At 48.9% G+C, this 15841-nt stretch carries 16 protein-coding genes and 1 tRNA gene; 6 read left to right on the top strand and 11 right to left on the bottom strand.

All coding sequences use genetic code 11. The features are described from left to right. The first annotated feature begins 39 nt into the window (after nucleotides 1-39). A tRNA-Leu gene (locus tag ACKXF7_RS11795) sits at nucleotides 40-123 on the top strand. Between the two features lie 56 nt (nucleotides 124-179). Here the strand turns inward: ACKXF7_RS11795 and ACKXF7_RS11790 are convergent. The 9 genes from ACKXF7_RS11790 to ACKXF7_RS11750 all read right to left on the bottom strand — a co-directional run bounded on the left by ACKXF7_RS11790 (nucleotide 180) and on the right by ACKXF7_RS11750 (nucleotide 10099). Continuing rightward, on the bottom strand, nucleotides 180-1889 hold the full coding sequence (locus tag ACKXF7_RS11790) for a DUF4368 domain-containing protein (RefSeq protein ID WP_423741389.1): 1710 nt from the start codon (nucleotides 1887-1889) through the stop codon (nucleotides 180-182). A 98-nt stretch (nucleotides 1890-1987) separates the two neighbouring features. Beyond that, nucleotides 1988-2242, bottom strand: a complete 255-nt coding sequence (locus ACKXF7_RS11785) for a hypothetical protein (protein WP_423741388.1) — start codon at nucleotides 2240-2242, stop codon at nucleotides 1988-1990. Nucleotides 2243-2521: 279 nt separating this feature from the next. Next, a complete protein-coding gene (locus tag ACKXF7_RS11780; protein ID WP_149793665.1) occupies nucleotides 2522-2767 on the bottom strand; it encodes a helix-turn-helix domain-containing protein in 246 nt (81 codons plus the stop codon). A gap of 6 nt (nucleotides 2768-2773) precedes the next feature. After that, nucleotides 2774-3205 (bottom strand): sigma-70 family RNA polymerase sigma factor, encoded by a 432-nt coding sequence (locus tag ACKXF7_RS11775; protein ID WP_118623520.1) that lies wholly within the window; start codon nucleotides 3203-3205, stop codon nucleotides 2774-2776. A 577-nt stretch (nucleotides 3206-3782) separates the two neighbouring features. Further along, the gene (locus ACKXF7_RS11770; protein ID WP_423741387.1) at nucleotides 3783-5492 is read right to left on the bottom strand and encodes an ABC transporter ATP-binding protein; all 1710 of its coding nucleotides are present in this window, start codon (nucleotides 5490-5492) and stop codon (nucleotides 3783-3785) included. Continuing rightward, on the bottom strand, nucleotides 5485-7248 hold the full coding sequence (locus ACKXF7_RS11765) for an ABC transporter ATP-binding protein (RefSeq protein ID WP_423741386.1): 1764 nt from the start codon (nucleotides 7246-7248) through the stop codon (nucleotides 5485-5487). The genes ACKXF7_RS11770 and ACKXF7_RS11765 overlap by 8 nt, the downstream gene beginning before the upstream one ends. 3 nt (nucleotides 7249-7251) lie before the next feature. Then, a complete protein-coding gene (locus ACKXF7_RS11760; RefSeq protein WP_423741385.1) occupies nucleotides 7252-8769 on the bottom strand; it encodes an ABC transporter ATP-binding protein in 1518 nt (505 codons plus the stop codon). After that, nucleotides 8766-9491 (bottom strand): energy-coupling factor transporter transmembrane component T, encoded by a 726-nt coding sequence (locus tag ACKXF7_RS11755; RefSeq protein WP_423741384.1) that lies wholly within the window; start codon nucleotides 9489-9491, stop codon nucleotides 8766-8768. The genes ACKXF7_RS11760 and ACKXF7_RS11755 overlap by 4 nt, the downstream gene beginning before the upstream one ends. Beyond that, on the bottom strand, nucleotides 9488-10099 hold the full coding sequence (locus tag ACKXF7_RS11750) for an MptD family putative ECF transporter S component (protein WP_423741383.1): 612 nt from the start codon (nucleotides 10097-10099) through the stop codon (nucleotides 9488-9490). Before ACKXF7_RS11750 ends, ACKXF7_RS11755 begins: the two co-directional genes overlap by 4 nt. 188 nt (nucleotides 10100-10287) lie before the next feature. Between ACKXF7_RS11750 and ACKXF7_RS11745 the strand changes: the two genes are divergently transcribed. The 5 genes from ACKXF7_RS11745 (at nucleotide 10288) to ACKXF7_RS11725 (ending at nucleotide 14574) form a co-directional block, all read left to right on the top strand. Then, nucleotides 10288-11256 (top strand): helix-turn-helix transcriptional regulator, encoded by a 969-nt coding sequence (locus tag ACKXF7_RS11745; protein ID WP_112122075.1) that lies wholly within the window; start codon nucleotides 10288-10290, stop codon nucleotides 11254-11256. Nucleotides 11257-11386: 130 nt separating this feature from the next. Further along, nucleotides 11387-11755 carry a helix-turn-helix transcriptional regulator gene (locus ACKXF7_RS11740; protein ID WP_005927725.1) on the top strand — a complete coding sequence of 123 codons (369 nt, stop codon included), beginning with the start codon at nucleotides 11387-11389 and terminating at the stop codon, nucleotides 11753-11755. 192 nt (nucleotides 11756-11947) lie between these two features. Next, nucleotides 11948-12277, top strand: a complete 330-nt coding sequence (locus tag ACKXF7_RS11735; RefSeq protein WP_015536573.1) for a plasmid mobilization protein — start codon at nucleotides 11948-11950, stop codon at nucleotides 12275-12277. Continuing rightward, nucleotides 12238-13566 carry a relaxase/mobilization nuclease domain-containing protein gene (locus ACKXF7_RS11730; RefSeq protein ID WP_423741382.1) on the top strand — a complete coding sequence of 443 codons (1329 nt, stop codon included), beginning with the start codon at nucleotides 12238-12240 and terminating at the stop codon, nucleotides 13564-13566. The genes ACKXF7_RS11735 and ACKXF7_RS11730 overlap by 40 nt, the downstream gene beginning before the upstream one ends. A 111-nt stretch (nucleotides 13567-13677) precedes the next feature. Continuing rightward, a complete protein-coding gene (locus ACKXF7_RS11725; RefSeq protein WP_423741381.1) occupies nucleotides 13678-14574 on the top strand; it encodes a BRO-N domain-containing protein in 897 nt (298 codons plus the stop codon). A 116-nt stretch (nucleotides 14575-14690) separates the two neighbouring features. Here the strand turns inward: ACKXF7_RS11725 and ACKXF7_RS11720 are convergent, their stop codons facing one another. Further along, entirely contained in the window at nucleotides 14691-14891 is a 201-nt protein-coding gene (locus ACKXF7_RS11720; RefSeq protein WP_423741380.1) for a transposon-transfer assisting family protein, read from the bottom strand. Between the two features lie 2 nt (nucleotides 14892-14893). Further along, nucleotides 14894-15820, bottom strand: a complete 927-nt coding sequence (locus ACKXF7_RS11715; protein WP_423742631.1) for a hypothetical protein — start codon at nucleotides 15818-15820, stop codon at nucleotides 14894-14896. Between the last annotated feature and the right edge of the window lie 21 nt (nucleotides 15821-15841).

Genomic DNA, 15841 nt, shown 5'->3' with positions numbered 1-15841 from the left:
CAAACCTCAGAAGTTGGATGGACGGCACGAACATAATATGCGAGGGTGGCGGAACTGGCAGACGCGCACGTTTGAGGTGCGTGTGGTTTATCCTTGGGGGTTCGAGTCCCCTCCCTCGCACCATGACGAATGTTCTTACAGCATTTAGCTGTCAAAGAACATTCGTCATTTTTTATTTGCTAAATAGCGACATCACAGGGGGCGTAGTTCACAACTACGCCTTTTCTTGTATTCACCGACACATCGGGTGTCGGCAAAGGAAGTGCGCTTGGAATCTCGATGGTGCCCACGCAGTTGTAGTGAATGCGGAGCCGCTGCTCCCATACACCATTGACCTTTTCTGCATTGAACACTTCGATTTTTTCCACCAGTTCATTCAGCATCCGGGGTGTCAGCTTTTTTGCTCTGGTGTACTTGCGAACCAGACTGATGAACATATCCGTTGTCATGGTGCGGCTGCTCTGCTTTTCAATTTCGGAGCGGAGCTGTTTGATTTTCTCGGTCAGCTCCTTTTGCTCGTCCTCATATCTCCGGGACATTCTGGAAAAGCGTTCATCAGAGATTTTGCCGGAAACATTGTCCTCATAGATGCGCTCAAAGAGGCCGTCCAGTTCTTCATCACGGGCAAGGAGAGCTTTCAACTCTTTCTCTTTCAGCTTGCGGTCGGCTTCATCCGCCTGCTGGGAGTGCCCGATAACAGCTTTTAGAAAGTCGTTCTCGTAGAGGCTGGCAAACTTGGTCAGCCGCCGAATCTCGCCCAGCACCACTTCTTCCAGAAAGTCTACCCTGATGTAGTGGGTGGATTGGCAGGTGCCACGGTTGCCCTTGTAGTTGGAGCAGTTGAAATACTTGATTTCCGGGTTGCCCTGATTGAAGTGGAAATGCAGATTGCAGCCGCAGTCTGCGCAGACAAGCAAGCCAGAGAACATATTGTGTTCTCCGTTGTTGGTACGGCGTTTGCGCATTTTTCCGCGCTTCTGCTGTACCTGCTCAAACACGGCACGTTCAATAATTGGCTCGTGAATATTTTGGAACACAACCCAATTTTCCGGGTCGTTATGAATCCGCTTCTTATTCTTGTAGGACTTGGAGTAGGTTTTGAAGTTCAGAACATCACCACAATACTCCTGCTGGTACAGAAGATGGGTAATCGTGGAGCCATTCCACTTGGTGGCGGGGCGCGTCTTGGTCTTTCCGGGACGGCCGATGCCTTTCTGAATCCAGTAGGCCTGCGGCGTCAGGATGCCTTCCTTTTCAAACTGGGTGGCAATCTGTTCCGTGCCAAAGCCCTCCAACGTCATATCAAAAATGCGCCGGACAACTTGTGCAGCTTCTTCATCAATGACCCAATGCTTGGGATTGTTCGGGTCTTTGATATATCCATAGGGAGGAAGTCCCATCGGTTCGCCGGAGTTGCCTTTGATTTTATTACTGATACGGCGTTTCTTGCTGATGTCACGGGCATACCACTCATTGAACAGGTTTCGGATGGGTGCCAGTTCGTTTTCTCCCTCGGCCGTGTCGATGTTGTCCGAAACGGCAACAAGTCGGATGTCATGGTCTGGGAAAAATTCTTCTGTCAGCCGCCCGACCTCGATATAGTTTCGGCCCAGACGGGAAAGGTCTTTGACGAACACAGCAGAGGCTTTTCCTTGTTCAAGCTGCTGCATCATTTCAACGAAACCGGGACGGTTCATGGTCACGCCGGAAATGCCATCATCCAGAAAGTGAACCAGATTGGTATAGCCTTTTTCCTTTGCAACTTTGGTGAGCAGTTTCTTTTGGTTGCCGATGCTGTAACTCTCGCCCTCCAAATTATCATCACGGGAAAGACGCTCATAGAGAAAAGCGGTTGCTTCACGGGATTTCTTGTTACTCGACTGTTTCATACTCGCTCCTTTCTTGGGACAGTCGAATAGCAAATTCACTTGTACACCTATATTATAACACAATCCGCTTTCTCTGTCCGCTGCCTCCCGAAAGGTCATTATAATTTTTCGCTTTCGGATTTCATCAGCCGGAGAAGAACTTCTCCTAAGGTCTGGGCGCTTTCTTCTTTGAACACCGGCTCAACGATAAAGGAGCGATTGCCAATACGATAAGTCGAATCCAGAGTAAGCATCTCTGGATTTTTTGTTTTTTCAGGGTTTGTCTTTTTCGCTTGCATCGTAAAATCCCCTTTCTTAAAAATCAAAAAATGAGCCAACGGATGGCTGCTGGCAGCAACCCACGGGAATCTCACCCCTGCATTCCTCATGCAGCCCTACTCATTGCCTGCGACGCTCTGAACGCTCGGACTTTGACGGTAAGGGAGTATCAGCCTGCCTGTATGTCATGGCCCGCAAGCAGCCGCGCTTGCATTGCGGCGTGGTGGTGATCGCTCCACTTTTCAGAGAAAAGCATCGTGGCGCACCCACCGTCCGGCTCGATATAGACAGCAACGTATCCGTTTGCCCTATGATGCACCGCCATTGTCCTGCGGGCATATTTTTCAAGGTGCAGTCCCGAAACGTGGAAAGGGTCAGACCGTTTCGGTTTTGGTTATAATAGAAGAAATCAGTTTGATTTCCAGATGGCGTTTCATGTACTCGTCTATGCACACATGAGGCTGACCGTGCTTGTCATAGAGAATGCCTGTACAGAGCTTGTTGATATAACCTCTGTAATGTCGCAAAACCTGTTCAACTGCATCGGTGTCCCCAGCGCAGGCAGAGCGAATCACCGAGAGCGGTAAAAACTCTCTGCTCGTGTGTTCATAGGAGTTCATTTACGCCTAACCTCCCTCCGGCAAGTGCGCCTTTAGCTTTTTTTGCAGCTCGTTCAGCGTTTTTGTCCGGTGGCGCTGTACAGCACTCCGGGACATTCCCATGAGGTCGCCAATCTCGCCATCGCCCAGTTCTAGAACGCAAAACAGAATCAAAATGCTTTGTTCCTGCTTTGGCAGAGTGGCAAACGCATTGGCAACAAGTTCATTGTCGATGTGCAGATCACAGCCGTAGGATGAAAATACAAATTCTTCACTTGGATAATGGTCTACACTCGTGAGCTGCCCCAGTTCTTCCAACGAAAGAACGCTGAATGACTTTTCACGGTCAAGCAGACGTTTCTTATTTCGGTGATAGTTCCGGGCCTCATTTCGCAGCACCGCTTTGCAGAACGCATCGAATCGGTACTGTTCGCCATCGTTGCGAGGGATAGCTTCCATCTTCTCACCCCCTTTCCGTGGGGATGTCGGGTGGATTTTTCCCTTTCCGCTAATATGACACCTGAAACACCCGATTCTGCCCGCTTTTTTGAAAATTTCCAAAAATATTTTTGAAACAGGCAGCTTTTCAGGCGGCAATAGAAAAGCCCAGCAGACCGAAAACGGCCAACTGGGCATAATGACAGCACGAAACGCGCAGTGGCTACATCGTATAGTGCATAGTAAAAGCCCTGCTGACCCTGTGCGGGAGCAAGGCTTTTTTTGATGATTCAAAGTTGAGTGACCGATAGAATATCAGGCGCATAGTGGCATCCTCCTAGCGGCCGCCATACGGACGATGAAACGCGCTGATAAGCAAAAAGAACCGGCGGCCCTGATTTTCTCAAAAGCCGTCGGTTCAAAATAGGTACACAAAATCACCTGCTCAAACCAACGGCTTTTTATTTCCCCTTAGTCGGGGCAGGCTCATGTGCTATATGATTGTTCTTTCTTAAAGGCGTCTTTCAGCCGTTCATAGATTTCTGCGCTAATATCGCATTCGATTCAGCAGGTATCACCCCTGCCGCTTTATTTTCTATCAAGCCGATATTTTTTGCTCTGCGTTCCACATAGCAGCATATTTTCCGCCTTTCGCAAGCAATTCCTCGTGGGTTCCCGATTCAGCAATCCTGCCATCACCCATTACAAGGATTTGGTCTGCATTTTTGACAATGGAAAGGGTATGAGCAATCATTACCACTGTCTTTTTCTCTTTTAGCAGATTGGCGATGGCCTGCTTTACGGCAAGCTCATTTTCAATGTCAAGAGATGCGGTTGCTTCATCCAAAAGCAGGATAGGGCTGTTTTTCAGGATAGCGCGGGCTATTGAAATTCGCTGACGCTCACCGCCAGAGAGAAGATTTCCATTCTCGCCAGTCAGCGTATCGTATCCCATTTCCATCTTACGGATGAAGCTGTCACAGTTGGCTTCCCGGCAGGCAGCCTCGATTTCTGCGTCCGTAGCATTAGGACGGGCGTGTCGGATATTATCCCGGATGGTATCATCAAAGAGAAATACGTCTTGGTCTACCATAGAAACTTGTTCCAGAACCCGCTCGGCGGCTACATGGTTAATGGGCTTACCTCCAATAGAAATCGTCCCGCCCGTTGCTTCGTAATATTTTGCAATCAGGTTCAAAATGGTGGATTTGCCAGAACCAGAGTCTCCGACAATGGCTGTGAGTTTTTGATCCGGCACCGTAAAGGTAGCATGTTTTAGTACCGGCTCATCGGGTACATACGAAAAATCTACATTGTCAAAGATGATTTCATGGGTGGTTGTGTGAAGCGGCTCCATACTGCCTGTTTCCTCCGGCTCATTCATTACACCCAAGATTTTGTTCTTCGAAATCATCAGGTTTTTATAACTGGTGAGGTCTACAAAAATCGAGTTGGCCAGCTTTGCACAGAACAAGGGCAGCATACAAATCAAAAGGTAGTCTACCGTGTTCAGCGTCCCCGCAGCCCAAGGTGTATAAGCCAGCCAGATAACCAGCGGACAGGATAGCCAGCTCAAAATGCCAAATCCTGTACCGATCGGCAGCACTTTTGCCTCGTATACAAAACTAATACGGCTAAACTCCCGCATGGCGTTAATAACGGTTTTGTTCTTCATACCGCCTACACCATAAGCACGGAAAGTCTGAATGCCAGAAACATATTCAACAATGCTGCTGACATTCTCCGCACAAATATCGTTCTTTTCTTTTCCGTATTTCTGCACCATGCGGAAAGAAAGCCACAAGCCGGGGATTAAAAGAAGGTCAGCAATCAACAGAATAATTCCAGCCGGGACATAAATCGTCATAACAAAAACGATCAACATGAACGACAAGGCAAAATTCTTTGCCAAATCTCCGACCTTATGGGTCAGAATTTTTTCATAGTTGTTTACATCGCTTGTGATGGTGTTGATATAATCGCCGGTCTGTCCCTGCGTAAACCGGGACAGTGGGATGCGCTTCAAATGGTCACCCATAAAAAGCCGAATATTCTTGCTGACCTCTGCACCGCCAATCTGCGCTTTGGTATAACCATAGCTGTAAATCAGGATACGGAGAAGAAAAATCACTGCAATGATACCAGTCAGAGCCAGAACTCGGTTCATATCAAATTGACTCGACCACAAAAACTGCATAACAGAGTAAAGCAGCATAAACAGGCTGCCGGAGAGAAGTCCTTCCAGAACGGTTCCGCCGACACCAATATAGAAATTGCGGTTCTTTTTCAATACATCATGCTCATTCATGCTGCTCACCGCCCTCCAACTGATAAGTGATATTCCGGGCTGTTTCGTAGTCATCCCACGCTTTTCGATAGTAGGCGTTGTTCTTCCGAACTTCCTCATGGGTTCCAACGCTGGTAATTGTATGGTTTTCCACCACAGCCACCCGGTTGCACATTTTCAAAGCACTCAAACGATGTGCTACTACAATAACTGTTTTGCCTTTGCATAGATTTTGAATGGCTTTATCAATCTCCATCTGATTTTCCGGGTCAGAGGCACTTGTGGCCTCGTCCAAAATCAAGATGGGTGCATTTTTCAGAATTGCGCGGGCAATCGCAATCCGCTGCTTTTCTCCGCCGGAAAAGCGGGAGCCGAAACTGCCCACTTTTGTGTCATATCCATCCGGCAGGGACATGATAAAGTCATCAATCTGTGCCTCTTTTGCAGCAGCCCGCACTTCTTCCAGAGTAGCGTTACTACCCATGCGGATATTTTCCAGCACACTGTCACGGGTGAGGAAAGTCTTTTGAAACACGATGGCTATATTTTTCAGAATGGTATCGTAGTCAAGTTCCTTGACATTTTTGCCGCCAATCAGCACTTCGCCTTCCTGCACATCGTAGAACCGGGAAATAAGTTCAATCACAGTGCTTTTACCGGCACCAGATCGGCCCACAAGAGCCATGCGCTCGCCATCATGGATTTTGAGGTTGACACCATGCAGCACATCGGTTTTACCGTCATAAGAAAATCGGACATTCCGAAGTTCAATATCATGTTTTTTGGGGAAGTCTGTTCCACCCTCATAAATCGGAATATCCAGTATTTCTTTGGTTTTGGTAATCGCGTTCAGTACATTTGCAAAGTTTGTTCCCAATTCCTGCAAAGGTCGAATTTCCGTTAAATACATAGAGCCGACATACACAAACAACAGAAGCGCACTGGCTGTCAGCGAACCTTTCAGGAAAAACATCCCGCCTATCGGAACCATCAGCAGCATTCCACATTCAATGATAACGACAAATGCGGCATATGGAGGCCCCATACGCCGGGAAGTCTCATTCCACATGGCGTTTTCCTCCTGGATTGCGTCAGACAATTTTCGGAACGACTTACTCCCCATGTTATAGGCTTTAATCAGTTTCATTCCGCTGATGTATTCAATCATAACGGAGTTCAGTGCAGTAATGGATTGGTTGGCTCGTTCCATCAGGTCATCTGTATTGCGGAACATTATCCCCATTACTACCACGGCCAGAACCAGAGGGACAAGGGAAATCAACGCCAATGGAACATTAACGGTCATCAAATAAATAAAGATGACTACCGGTCCAACCAGATAGCACACAAGGTCGGGAAGATTATGCGCCAGAAATAGCTCCAGCTTTTCAATATCTTCATTCAGAACCGTTTTAATATCTCCTGTGCGCCGTTCATTCAGGGCGCCCAAAGGCGCTCTGGCCATGTGTTCCGCCACCATACAGCGCACTTTGAACAGTGCGCCGTAGGCGCCTTTATGGGCCGCCACGCCGGAACATCCGAACAGGACAAAACGCAGGGTGACAGCAGCGGCAATCATTGCCACAGTCTGCACTACAAGTTCTTTTGTGCAGGCACTGTTAAATGTAGCATCCATCAACCTGTAAATTCCAATATATGGGATAATAATACACAGCCCACTGCACATGGACAGCAGGATTGCCAGAAACAACCAAAATTTTTGTTCTCCTGCCCAATGCAGCAGCAATGCTACACTGTTTTCTTTTTTCTGCTTCATAGACTACCGCTCCTTTCCATCTGAACGACCTAGGCCGCCCTCTCTGTCCCCTGCGGGGACATTCACCTTGACAGAGAAAAGCTCTCTCAATTTCGGGAGGGCATCCATTGTAACTAATACGTCATCGGGTATTTCGCCTTCGTCAAAATGTAAGACACGGGAACAGGTACGGCAGACAAACTCAAAATCATGGGTGACAATGAAAATGACTTTTCCCATATTGGATAATCGCCGGATCAATCCTGCAACCTGCGTCATACTGTCAAAGTCAAGGCCGCTGGTCGGTTCATCGAATACCAGCAGATCTTTCCCACAAATCATACTGACGGCTACCGCCACCCGTTGTTTTTGACCGCCGGAAAGTGTGTTTGGATGGCGTTCCCGGTATGGAGCAAGCCCCAGTTCCTCCAAAGTCACATTTACCAGCGTTTGATTTGGATTGCGGATGCCAAAGGAGCACTCTGCTTCCACACTGTCAGCAAAAAGTTCATAATTTACATCCTGCATAACCATATAGGAGCGTTTCAGCCTCGCCTTATGCTCCATCGGCTTACCTTCCCACAGGAATTGTCCCTCGCAGTCTTTGTGAAGTCCACAGAGGGCGCGGGAAAATGTAGTCTTTCCGGCTCCGTTATGGCCGACCACGCCAATCACTTCACCCTTTCCTGCGGATAAGCCAATATCATGCAAAATGGTTCGCTTCTTGTAACGGAGCGTCACATTCCGCAGCTCTAATACCGGGATAGGGGCAATCGAGTGGGGTTTAGGTGGGAACACCGCCCGAAGATCAACTGCCCGCAGGCCCATGCGTTCACGCTCCTGTTCCGACAGCTGTCGAAATTCTTCCGGGGTATAAATCCCTTTGATTTCTCCTTTTTCCAGATAAACGATTCGGTCGGCCAGTTCCATCAGGTAGTACAGCCGGTGTTCTGCTATCAAAACCGTTTTGCCCTGCTTTTTTATCAGCCGCAAATGCTCTCTCAACTCCTGAATGGAAGTCATATCCAAATTGGAGGACGGTTCATCCAGCAAATAAATCTGTGGGTTCATGGCATAAACAGAAGCGAAGGCGATTTTCTGCTTTTCACCGCCGGACAGTTCAAAAATATTCCTGTTCCGCAGCTTTTGAATACGCAGATCGTCGGCTGTCTGTTCCACTCGCTCTATCAGCTCTTGTGGAGGACGAGCCTCGTTCTCAATGCCAAAGGCAATCTCGCTGTCTGTGTCCACATTGAAAAACTGTGTCCGTGGATTTTGGAAAACGGAGCCGACCTTAGCAGCAATCTGATACATGGGGCGGCTGCTGATTTCCTGACCATCTACCAGCACACGGCCTTGAAGCTCTCCCTGATAAAACTGAGGAATTAGTCCATTCACCAGCCTTGTGATCGTTGTTTTTCCGCACCCACTGCGGCCACAGAACAGGACACATTCTCCGTCCGAAATTTTCAAATTGATGTCATGCAGCCCGCCATGTTCCTGTCCTGTATAGGAAAACGATACATTTTCAAACTCAATCAAGCGATCACACCTCCCCGCACACATAATTCAAAAATCAGATAAGCTACGGCAACGGCCATGACGCCCCAATCGGCAGCTCCGCATTTTATCTGGACAAGGCAGGTGCGTGGATTGGGATTTTCAATTCCACGGGTGACAGAAGCAACAGAAAGATCATCCGCTGCTTTTGAAGCTGCCATCAACAAAGGCACATAAATACACTCAACTGTCATGCCCGGATGTGCTAAAAAGCTCGCCAGAGAAGGTGAAACATCTCTCATCCGCATAGCGTCCTTGATATAGCGCCAGTCCTCTTGAATAGTTGGAATGTACCGTAGCATAACTGCCATAGGAATTACTAACGTTTTGGGTGCGTGGACACGGTTCATAGCAGACAGGAACTCATTGACTTTTGTAGTAGTCAGAACAATCCCGGCCAAGGTTCCGCACGCATAGACCTTATGAAACAATCCTAAAAAGGCAATAAACATTGTCCGCAGCGTGCCTGTCATTTCTGCCATGATCCAAACTGTCAGGGCACAGATGACCGCATAAAAGCATACAGCCTTAATGACATATTTCCACTTTCCAAAGAAAGCCCCCAATACCGCAATCAGCATAACAAGGACAAATTGATATGCAAGTGAAGGAGCAAACATGGACGATAAAACACACATAAGAATAAGAAAGAGCTTGGCCCGTGGGTCGAGCCAAAGCCATTTCTTGTGGCGTTTACCGCTCATGCTGTAATACCTGCTTTTTCAAACTGCTTTTTCAGCATTTTGCAGCCCACAAAAGCACTGATTGCAGATGCAACGATAGCGGTAGCAAACATGGCAATCAGGATGCCAGTATTCGCGGTAGCCTGCATGGTGTCGATATAGCTCTGTTCCGTTCCATTTCCCAGCATGGTCTGTGCCCAGCCGTTGGGGTCAACAAAGAACACGATATACGAACCAGTGCCACCGAGGGAGAACAGGATATAAGACAGGCTGTTGAGTTTTTTGCTTTTGTACTGTCCTGCGCCAGCAACAAAGTCCGCGACAATCGCCATGATCAGGTAGCCCAATGCAAAAGCCCAGTGCATACCAGTCACGAACCAAATAATACCCATGATAACGCCCATTATAGAAAGGCTCCAACGCTTATGTACTTTTGCAATCAGCAAAAGATAAATGGGGCCAGCAAGCAGCCCACCTCCTGCCGGCATGAAAAAAGTAAGCACGGGATTCGTTGCAAAAAAGACACCGCCCACCAATACAAAAACAAATAACAGTGCGGTAAAAATGCCAGTTGTTACAAGGTCTTTCACAGTCAGACCTTTGTTCATAGAATTTACTTGATTACTCATTTTGAGCCTCCTACCTTTCGTTGTCTTGACGCGACAAGCGGTTTGTGATATTCTTCGATTAGATGTTGCTAACCGTTATCTAATACGGTACACTTGTGACGAACAGCATTCAATAGGTTTCGGCGATGTTCGTCCGTTCCTTTCAAAGGTTCGTCTAATCGTTGCAAAAAAGGAGGCGGTCTACTTTCATGTCTGAAATCATCGATCAGCTTTATGCGCCCCTGCTTGCGGAACACGGTTTTATCCGTGACTCGGATAACCAGCAATACGGGGCATTGGGTATCTGCTGGAAACTTTCTCCCGAAGTCGGAGAAGGTACCTACTGGACTTATGGACAGAAAGACCTATACGATATTAAAATTCACAATTTTTCTTTCCACAAGGATTTCATGCTGGAATGTTCTTTGCCAGAATGTTTGAGTATTACGCAGTATGATTCTATCTCCGGGGAAGAGTTATCGCCATACCGCAGACTGTCTGCCGGCTGCATCAAAACGTTTATCGGAGGCTATGCGCCATACAAGGCTTTGATACATAAGAACATTCCAATCCGTTCGGTTGGAATCGAGATTGCACCCGCATATTATGAAGATTATCTGAAGAAACTTTACCCTGAGGCACAGATCAATCCGATTGACGCCTTCCGCAAAATCGACCAAACATCAGATTTTCCTGCGATGTCACGGTTGCTTACGGAGATTAAGGACTATCGCGGAGAAGGGATTGCCGCAAAACTTTTTTATGAGGGAAAAGTCGCAGAAGCAGTTTCAATGGTAGTGGAATATCAGAAGAAGCATCCTGATAAACCAGTTCATAAGCTCTCGCAGCAGGATATAGAAAGTATCCAGACGGTTGCCTCATATCTTAGCGACCACTATGCTTTTGACATTCCGCTGGAAAGGCTGACGCAGATTGCCTGTATGGGGACAACGAAACTGAAAAGTTGTTTTAAGAAATACTACGACTGCACCATTACAGAGTATATTCAGCAGCGGCGCATGAGCCAAGCCGAGTATCTGCTGGCATACACAGAACTGACAGTCGGACAAGTTGCCCAAACAGTGGGGTATTCCACTTCAAGCCGATTTGCAGAATTGTTCCGCAAAAGCACTGGATTGTTGCCATTGGAGTATAGAAAAACCGCACAACGAAAGTAGAATGAGAGCCAGAATAAACTCTGGCGCGTGCGTCTGATTTTCAAGTGGAACTATAAAGTGTAAGCTGAATGGATTTTGCATCATTTCGCCAATCGCCCATGAACTATAAAATGTATATGGGTGATGCAGAATGGCGAAAATTGAGGACTGTCCCGGCTTTGAAACGTTCGGAGCGGATGTCAAGGCAGCTCGAAAGGCAAAACAGCTTTCCCGCAGTGCGCTGGCTGACATGATACATTGTGACAGCCGGTATCTTGCGAACATCGAAAACGAAGGCACGCTGCCCAGCCTGCCGGTGGTGATTCAGCTGATAAAAATATGTGGTCTGCCCGTGGAGCGATACTTCAACCCGGAACTCATGCGGGAAGAAAGTGCGGAACGTCAGCGGGTCAGCCACAAGCTGCAGCTTTGCCCGGAGGAATACTTACCCATCGTAGAAGGTGCCATTGACGGTGCCTTACGAATCCATGAACAGGAAAAAGAGCCCGTGTGTGTCTGATTGTCATGCACGGTCATTGAGAGGATGCAAAAGCGTCCTCTTATTTTTTTTTGCATTTTGCGGGCAAAACGGGGGTGTTGTGGTGTCATAGTAGTTGGGAAAGGTAACGTAGCAAGCATAGGGAGTGTAGCCACTCCCGGCAAAAATGCTTGCTGGGGAGTACCCCAGACCCCCAAGAAACGAGGTGAAACTATGACGAACCGAACCCGAAAAATTGTTCTGCGTGTTCCCGTGACGCCGGAGGAACAGGAACTTATCCGGCAGAAGATGGCTCTGCTGCACACACGGAATTTTTCTGCCTACGCCCGGAAGATGCTGATAGACGGATATGTTGTCCACATCGACACCACCGACATCCGGGCGCAGACCGCCGAATTGCAGAAGATTGGTGTCAACGTCAATCAGATCGCACGGCGGCTGAACAGCATGGGGCCGCTGTACACACAAGATGTTGCGGACATCAAAGGAGCGCTGGCGCAGATATGGCAGTTACAAAGATACATCCTATCAAGTCAACGCTGAAAAAGGCACTGGACTACATCGAGAATCCGGTTAAGACGGATGAAAAAATGTTGGTGTCCTCCTTTGCCTGCTCCTACGAAACCGCCGACATCGAATTTGAACTGCTGTTGTTACAAGCCATGCAGAAAGGCAACAATCTGGCCCACCACCTGATACAGTCTTTTGCGCCGGGAGAAACCACGCCGGAGCAGGCCCACAAGATTGGTCGGCAGCTTGCAGATGAAGTCCTGCAAGGCAAATACCCGTATGTGCTGACCACGCACATTGACAAGGGACACGTCCACAACCACATTATCTTTTGTGCAGTGGACATGGTGAACCAGCGGAAGTATGTTTCCAACCGACAAAGTTATGCCTACATCCGGCGCACCAGTGACCGACTTTGCAAGGAACACGGCCTGTCCGTGGTGATGCCCGGTCAAGACCGGGGCAAGAGCTATGCCGAGTGGGACGCACACCGCAAGGGCACGAGCTGGAAGGCGAAACTGAAAACCGCCATAGATGCAGCCATCCCGCAGGCCAAGGATTTTGACGATTTTCTGCGGCTCCTGCAGGAGCAGGGCTATGAAGTCAAGCGGGGCAAGTATGTTTCGTTCCGTGCGCCCGGACAGGGGCGGTTCACCCGCTGCAAAACGCTGGGCGAAGCCTACACCGAAGAAGCTATCACCGAGCGCATCAAAGGGCGGTTCGTGGAGCGGAAGCCCAAAGAAAACCGCAAAATTTCGCTGCGGATTGATTTGGAGAATAGCATCAAGGCCCAGCAGTCCGCAGGGTATGAGAAGTGGGCAAAACTCCACAATCTGAAACAGGCTGCCCGGACGCTGAACTTCCTGACTGAGCATGAAATCGAAAGCTACCCGGATTTGGAAAGCCGGGTGGCCGAGACCACCGCCGCCAGCACCGAAGCTGCCGCTGCACTGAAAGCAGCAGAGCGTCGGCTTGCAGAAATGGCCGTACTGATAAAGGATGTCACCACCTGTAAAGAGCTACGTCCACTGGTGCAGGAGTACCAGCGGGCCGCTGACAAAAAGCAGTTCCGGCGCAAACATGAAGGCACCTTGATTCTCTATGAGGCCGCAGCCAAGACCCTAAAAGAGCAGGGCTTTCAAAAGCTACCCGACCTCTACGCCCTGAAAGCCGAGTATAAGCTATTGGCCGAGCAGAAAGACCAGCTGCAACAGCAGTACACCGAAGCCAAACGCCAGATGCAGGAGTATGGCATTATCAAGCAGAATGTGGACGGCATCCTACGGACAACACCGGGAAAGGAGCAGATGCAAGAACGGTAAATTTGCACAAAATATTGGTTGGATTTTTGAACTACAAACGCTTAGACTGGGTGGCGTTTCCACCCGAAATCATGTAAAATAGAACCAGACAACGAAAGCGAGGAACCCTCTATGGCAGAAGTGAAAGACAATAGCTCTATCCAGCTTTTTGAAGATCAGAAAATCCGTACTGCATGGGATGCAGAAAAGGAAGAATGGTATTTTTCAATTATTGATGTTATTTCTGTTTTAACTGGAACAGCAAATCCACGGCGATATTGGAGCGACCTGAAACGTAAGCTGAAAACTGAGGGAGCAAATGAGTTGTACGAAAAAATCGTACAACTGAAAATGTTATCCTCTGATGGAAAACGGTATAAGACGGATGTTGCTAACACTGAACAGCTCCTACGCATTATCCAGTCTATTCCGTCTCCAAAAGCTGAACCGTTCAAGGCATGGCTGGCAATGGTAGGCAAGGAACGCATCGAGGAAACCATCGACCCGGAGCAGGCCATCGACCGCGCGCTTGATACCTATTTGAAAAAAGGCTACTCCGAAGAATGGATTCACCAGCGACTTTTGGCAATACGCATCCGCAACGAACTGACGGATGAATGGAAGAAGCGCGGAGTGCAAAAGGGCAAGGAGTACGCTATCCTGACCGATGAAATCTCCCGCGCATGGTCTGGCATGACCACAGGACAGTATAAGCGGCTGAAAGGTCTGACGAAAGAAAATCTCCGGGATAACATGACCGACTTGGAGCTTGTTCTGACCATGTTGGCCGAAGCCTCCACCACGGATATTTCCAAGACTGCAAAACCGCAGACCTTTGAAGAAAACAAGCAGGTTGCCAAACGCGGCGGCAAGGTGGCCGGCATTGCGCGGCAGGCTCTTGAAGCGGAAACCAGCAAACCCGTTATCACGGAAAAGAATGCGTTTGACTTCCAGCAGCTTGTGACTGACATTGTAGAAGATGCCACCGAACTGCCGGAAAATCCCACCGAGAAAAAAGATAAAGACTGATACATGAAAAATAGCCGGACACAGCAACCCCAAGGCCACCGTGTCCGGCTATTTCTGTGTTGACAACGACACATTACTTTGATTGAAAATAATGTGTCGTTGTCAAGCTGGCGGTATTATTCACCCGTAAAATCAAACCCCTGTCCGTCAAAGTCGGCATCGGTCATGCGCTCCAACTTTGCAATGGTCCCATTCGCCAGCCGCCGCATTTCCGTGTCCATGTCCGGCAGGGCGGCCATCAGCCGTGCCATCGTCCGGCGGCGGTCGGAAGTATGGTACATACAGATCAAATTTTCTTCTTCCACGCTGAAATTCATGGTCAGACCTCCATTTCGTGTTGTTTGCTGCGGGCCGCTGCCTTTGTCGGGCTGGCGGTCTGTTTCGTTTCGGAAAGCTGCTTGCGGACGGAAGCACGGGGCTTGCGGATACCCCTGTCCCGATTTTCGTTTTTGTTAACCAGCGCGTAGATGCCGAAATGGTCTTTTACGCTGGAAAGGTGCAGGGATTTGTACGGCAGCATGGCAATCAGCCGATCCGTGTCCCGGCTGGATGCCAGTTTGGTGAAGTAGGGCGATACCTCCACCATGAAATGATTCTTGTCCGGGCTGTTGGGAGCAGCCAGACGCTTCATATCGGCTACGATACGCTGTGCCTCGGCCTCGATCAGCCCGGTGTGCAATGCCGCAAGGTGTTCTTTGAAATCACCGGGCTGTGCAGATTCCCGACTGCGCTGCTCCTGCCGGATGGCCGTTTGCAGAAGTTCCGGGTCACGGGTCTGCATTTCATGCCGCACGAACTCCCCGAAATATTTATCCGGGCGGCTGTCGAAATGCTCTTTCGGGCCAATCTCCCGCATCCCGCTTTCGTAGATCAGGCGATTGGCGCCCACGGGCAGAGCGGCATCCCGGATATGCTGGAAATGCTGCTGGTAGTCCAGTTCATACAGATTGCCTTGCACGGTTCCGTTGGCCGCACCGGTCAACTCCACCGCATAGGCAAGAATCCTGTCATGGGTCTGTTCGCCGCAGAATTTCCATGTGTTGTAGGCTTGCGTGTCTTTGAGCAGCACGTCCCGTTCCCGGAAGCAGAATGTTCCAGAAGGCCGGGACAGCCACAACAGCAGCTTATCTTCCGGCTGGTCGCTGCGGGCGGCCTCCCGCAGCATCTTGATGTCAAAGGCAAAATCGCTCTGATAGTATGCGGTGTTCTGGTGCATAATGGCTTCTAGTGCAGCAATCACGTCCATATTTTCAAACTTCTGCACAGT

The sequence above is a fragment of the Faecalibacterium sp. 7 genome (assembly GCF_049562865.1).
Lineage (GTDB): Bacteria > Bacillota > Clostridia > Oscillospirales > Ruminococcaceae > Faecalibacterium > Faecalibacterium wellingii.
Note: the sequence above shows the minus strand (reverse complement) of the source record. Positions and strands in the feature narration are given on the sequence as shown.

Bases quoted from the DNA above. Each gene is read 5' to 3' on its own strand.
- ACKXF7_RS11715 (WP_423742631.1), bottom strand. From the start codon at position 15,820: ATGGACGTGATTGCTGCACTAGAAGCCATTATGCACCAGAACACCGCA.
- ACKXF7_RS11750 (WP_423741383.1), bottom strand. From the start codon at position 10,099: ATGAGTAATCAAGTAAATTCTATGAACAAAGGTCTGACTGTGAAAGAC.
- ACKXF7_RS11780 (WP_149793665.1), bottom strand. From the start codon at position 2,767: ATGAACTCCTATGAACACACGAGCAGAGAGTTTTTACCGCTCTCGGTG.
- ACKXF7_RS11765 (WP_423741386.1), bottom strand. From the start codon at position 7,248: ATGAAGCAGAAAAAAGAAAACAGTGTAGCATTGCTGCTGCATTGGGCA.
- ACKXF7_RS11755 (WP_423741384.1), bottom strand. From the start codon at position 9,491: ATGAGCGGTAAACGCCACAAGAAATGGCTTTGGCTCGACCCACGGGCC.
- ACKXF7_RS11730 (WP_423741382.1), top strand. From the start codon at position 12,238: ATGGCAGTTACAAAGATACATCCTATCAAGTCAACGCTGAAAAAGGCA.
- ACKXF7_RS11790 (WP_423741389.1), bottom strand. From the start codon at position 1,889: ATGAAACAGTCGAGTAACAAGAAATCCCGTGAAGCAACCGCTTTTCTC.
- ACKXF7_RS11745 (WP_112122075.1), top strand. From the start codon at position 10,288: ATGTCTGAAATCATCGATCAGCTTTATGCGCCCCTGCTTGCGGAACAC.
- ACKXF7_RS11720 (WP_423741380.1), bottom strand. From the start codon at position 14,891: ATGAATTTCAGCGTGGAAGAAGAAAATTTGATCTGTATGTACCATACT.
- ACKXF7_RS11770 (WP_423741387.1), bottom strand. From the start codon at position 5,492: ATGAATGAGCATGATGTATTGAAAAAGAACCGCAATTTCTATATTGGT.
- ACKXF7_RS11775 (WP_118623520.1), bottom strand. From the start codon at position 3,205: ATGGAAGCTATCCCTCGCAACGATGGCGAACAGTACCGATTCGATGCG.
- ACKXF7_RS11740 (WP_005927725.1), top strand. From the start codon at position 11,387: ATGGCGAAAATTGAGGACTGTCCCGGCTTTGAAACGTTCGGAGCGGAT.
- ACKXF7_RS11735 (WP_015536573.1), top strand. From the start codon at position 11,948: ATGACGAACCGAACCCGAAAAATTGTTCTGCGTGTTCCCGTGACGCCG.
- ACKXF7_RS11725 (WP_423741381.1), top strand. From the start codon at position 13,678: ATGGCAGAAGTGAAAGACAATAGCTCTATCCAGCTTTTTGAAGATCAG.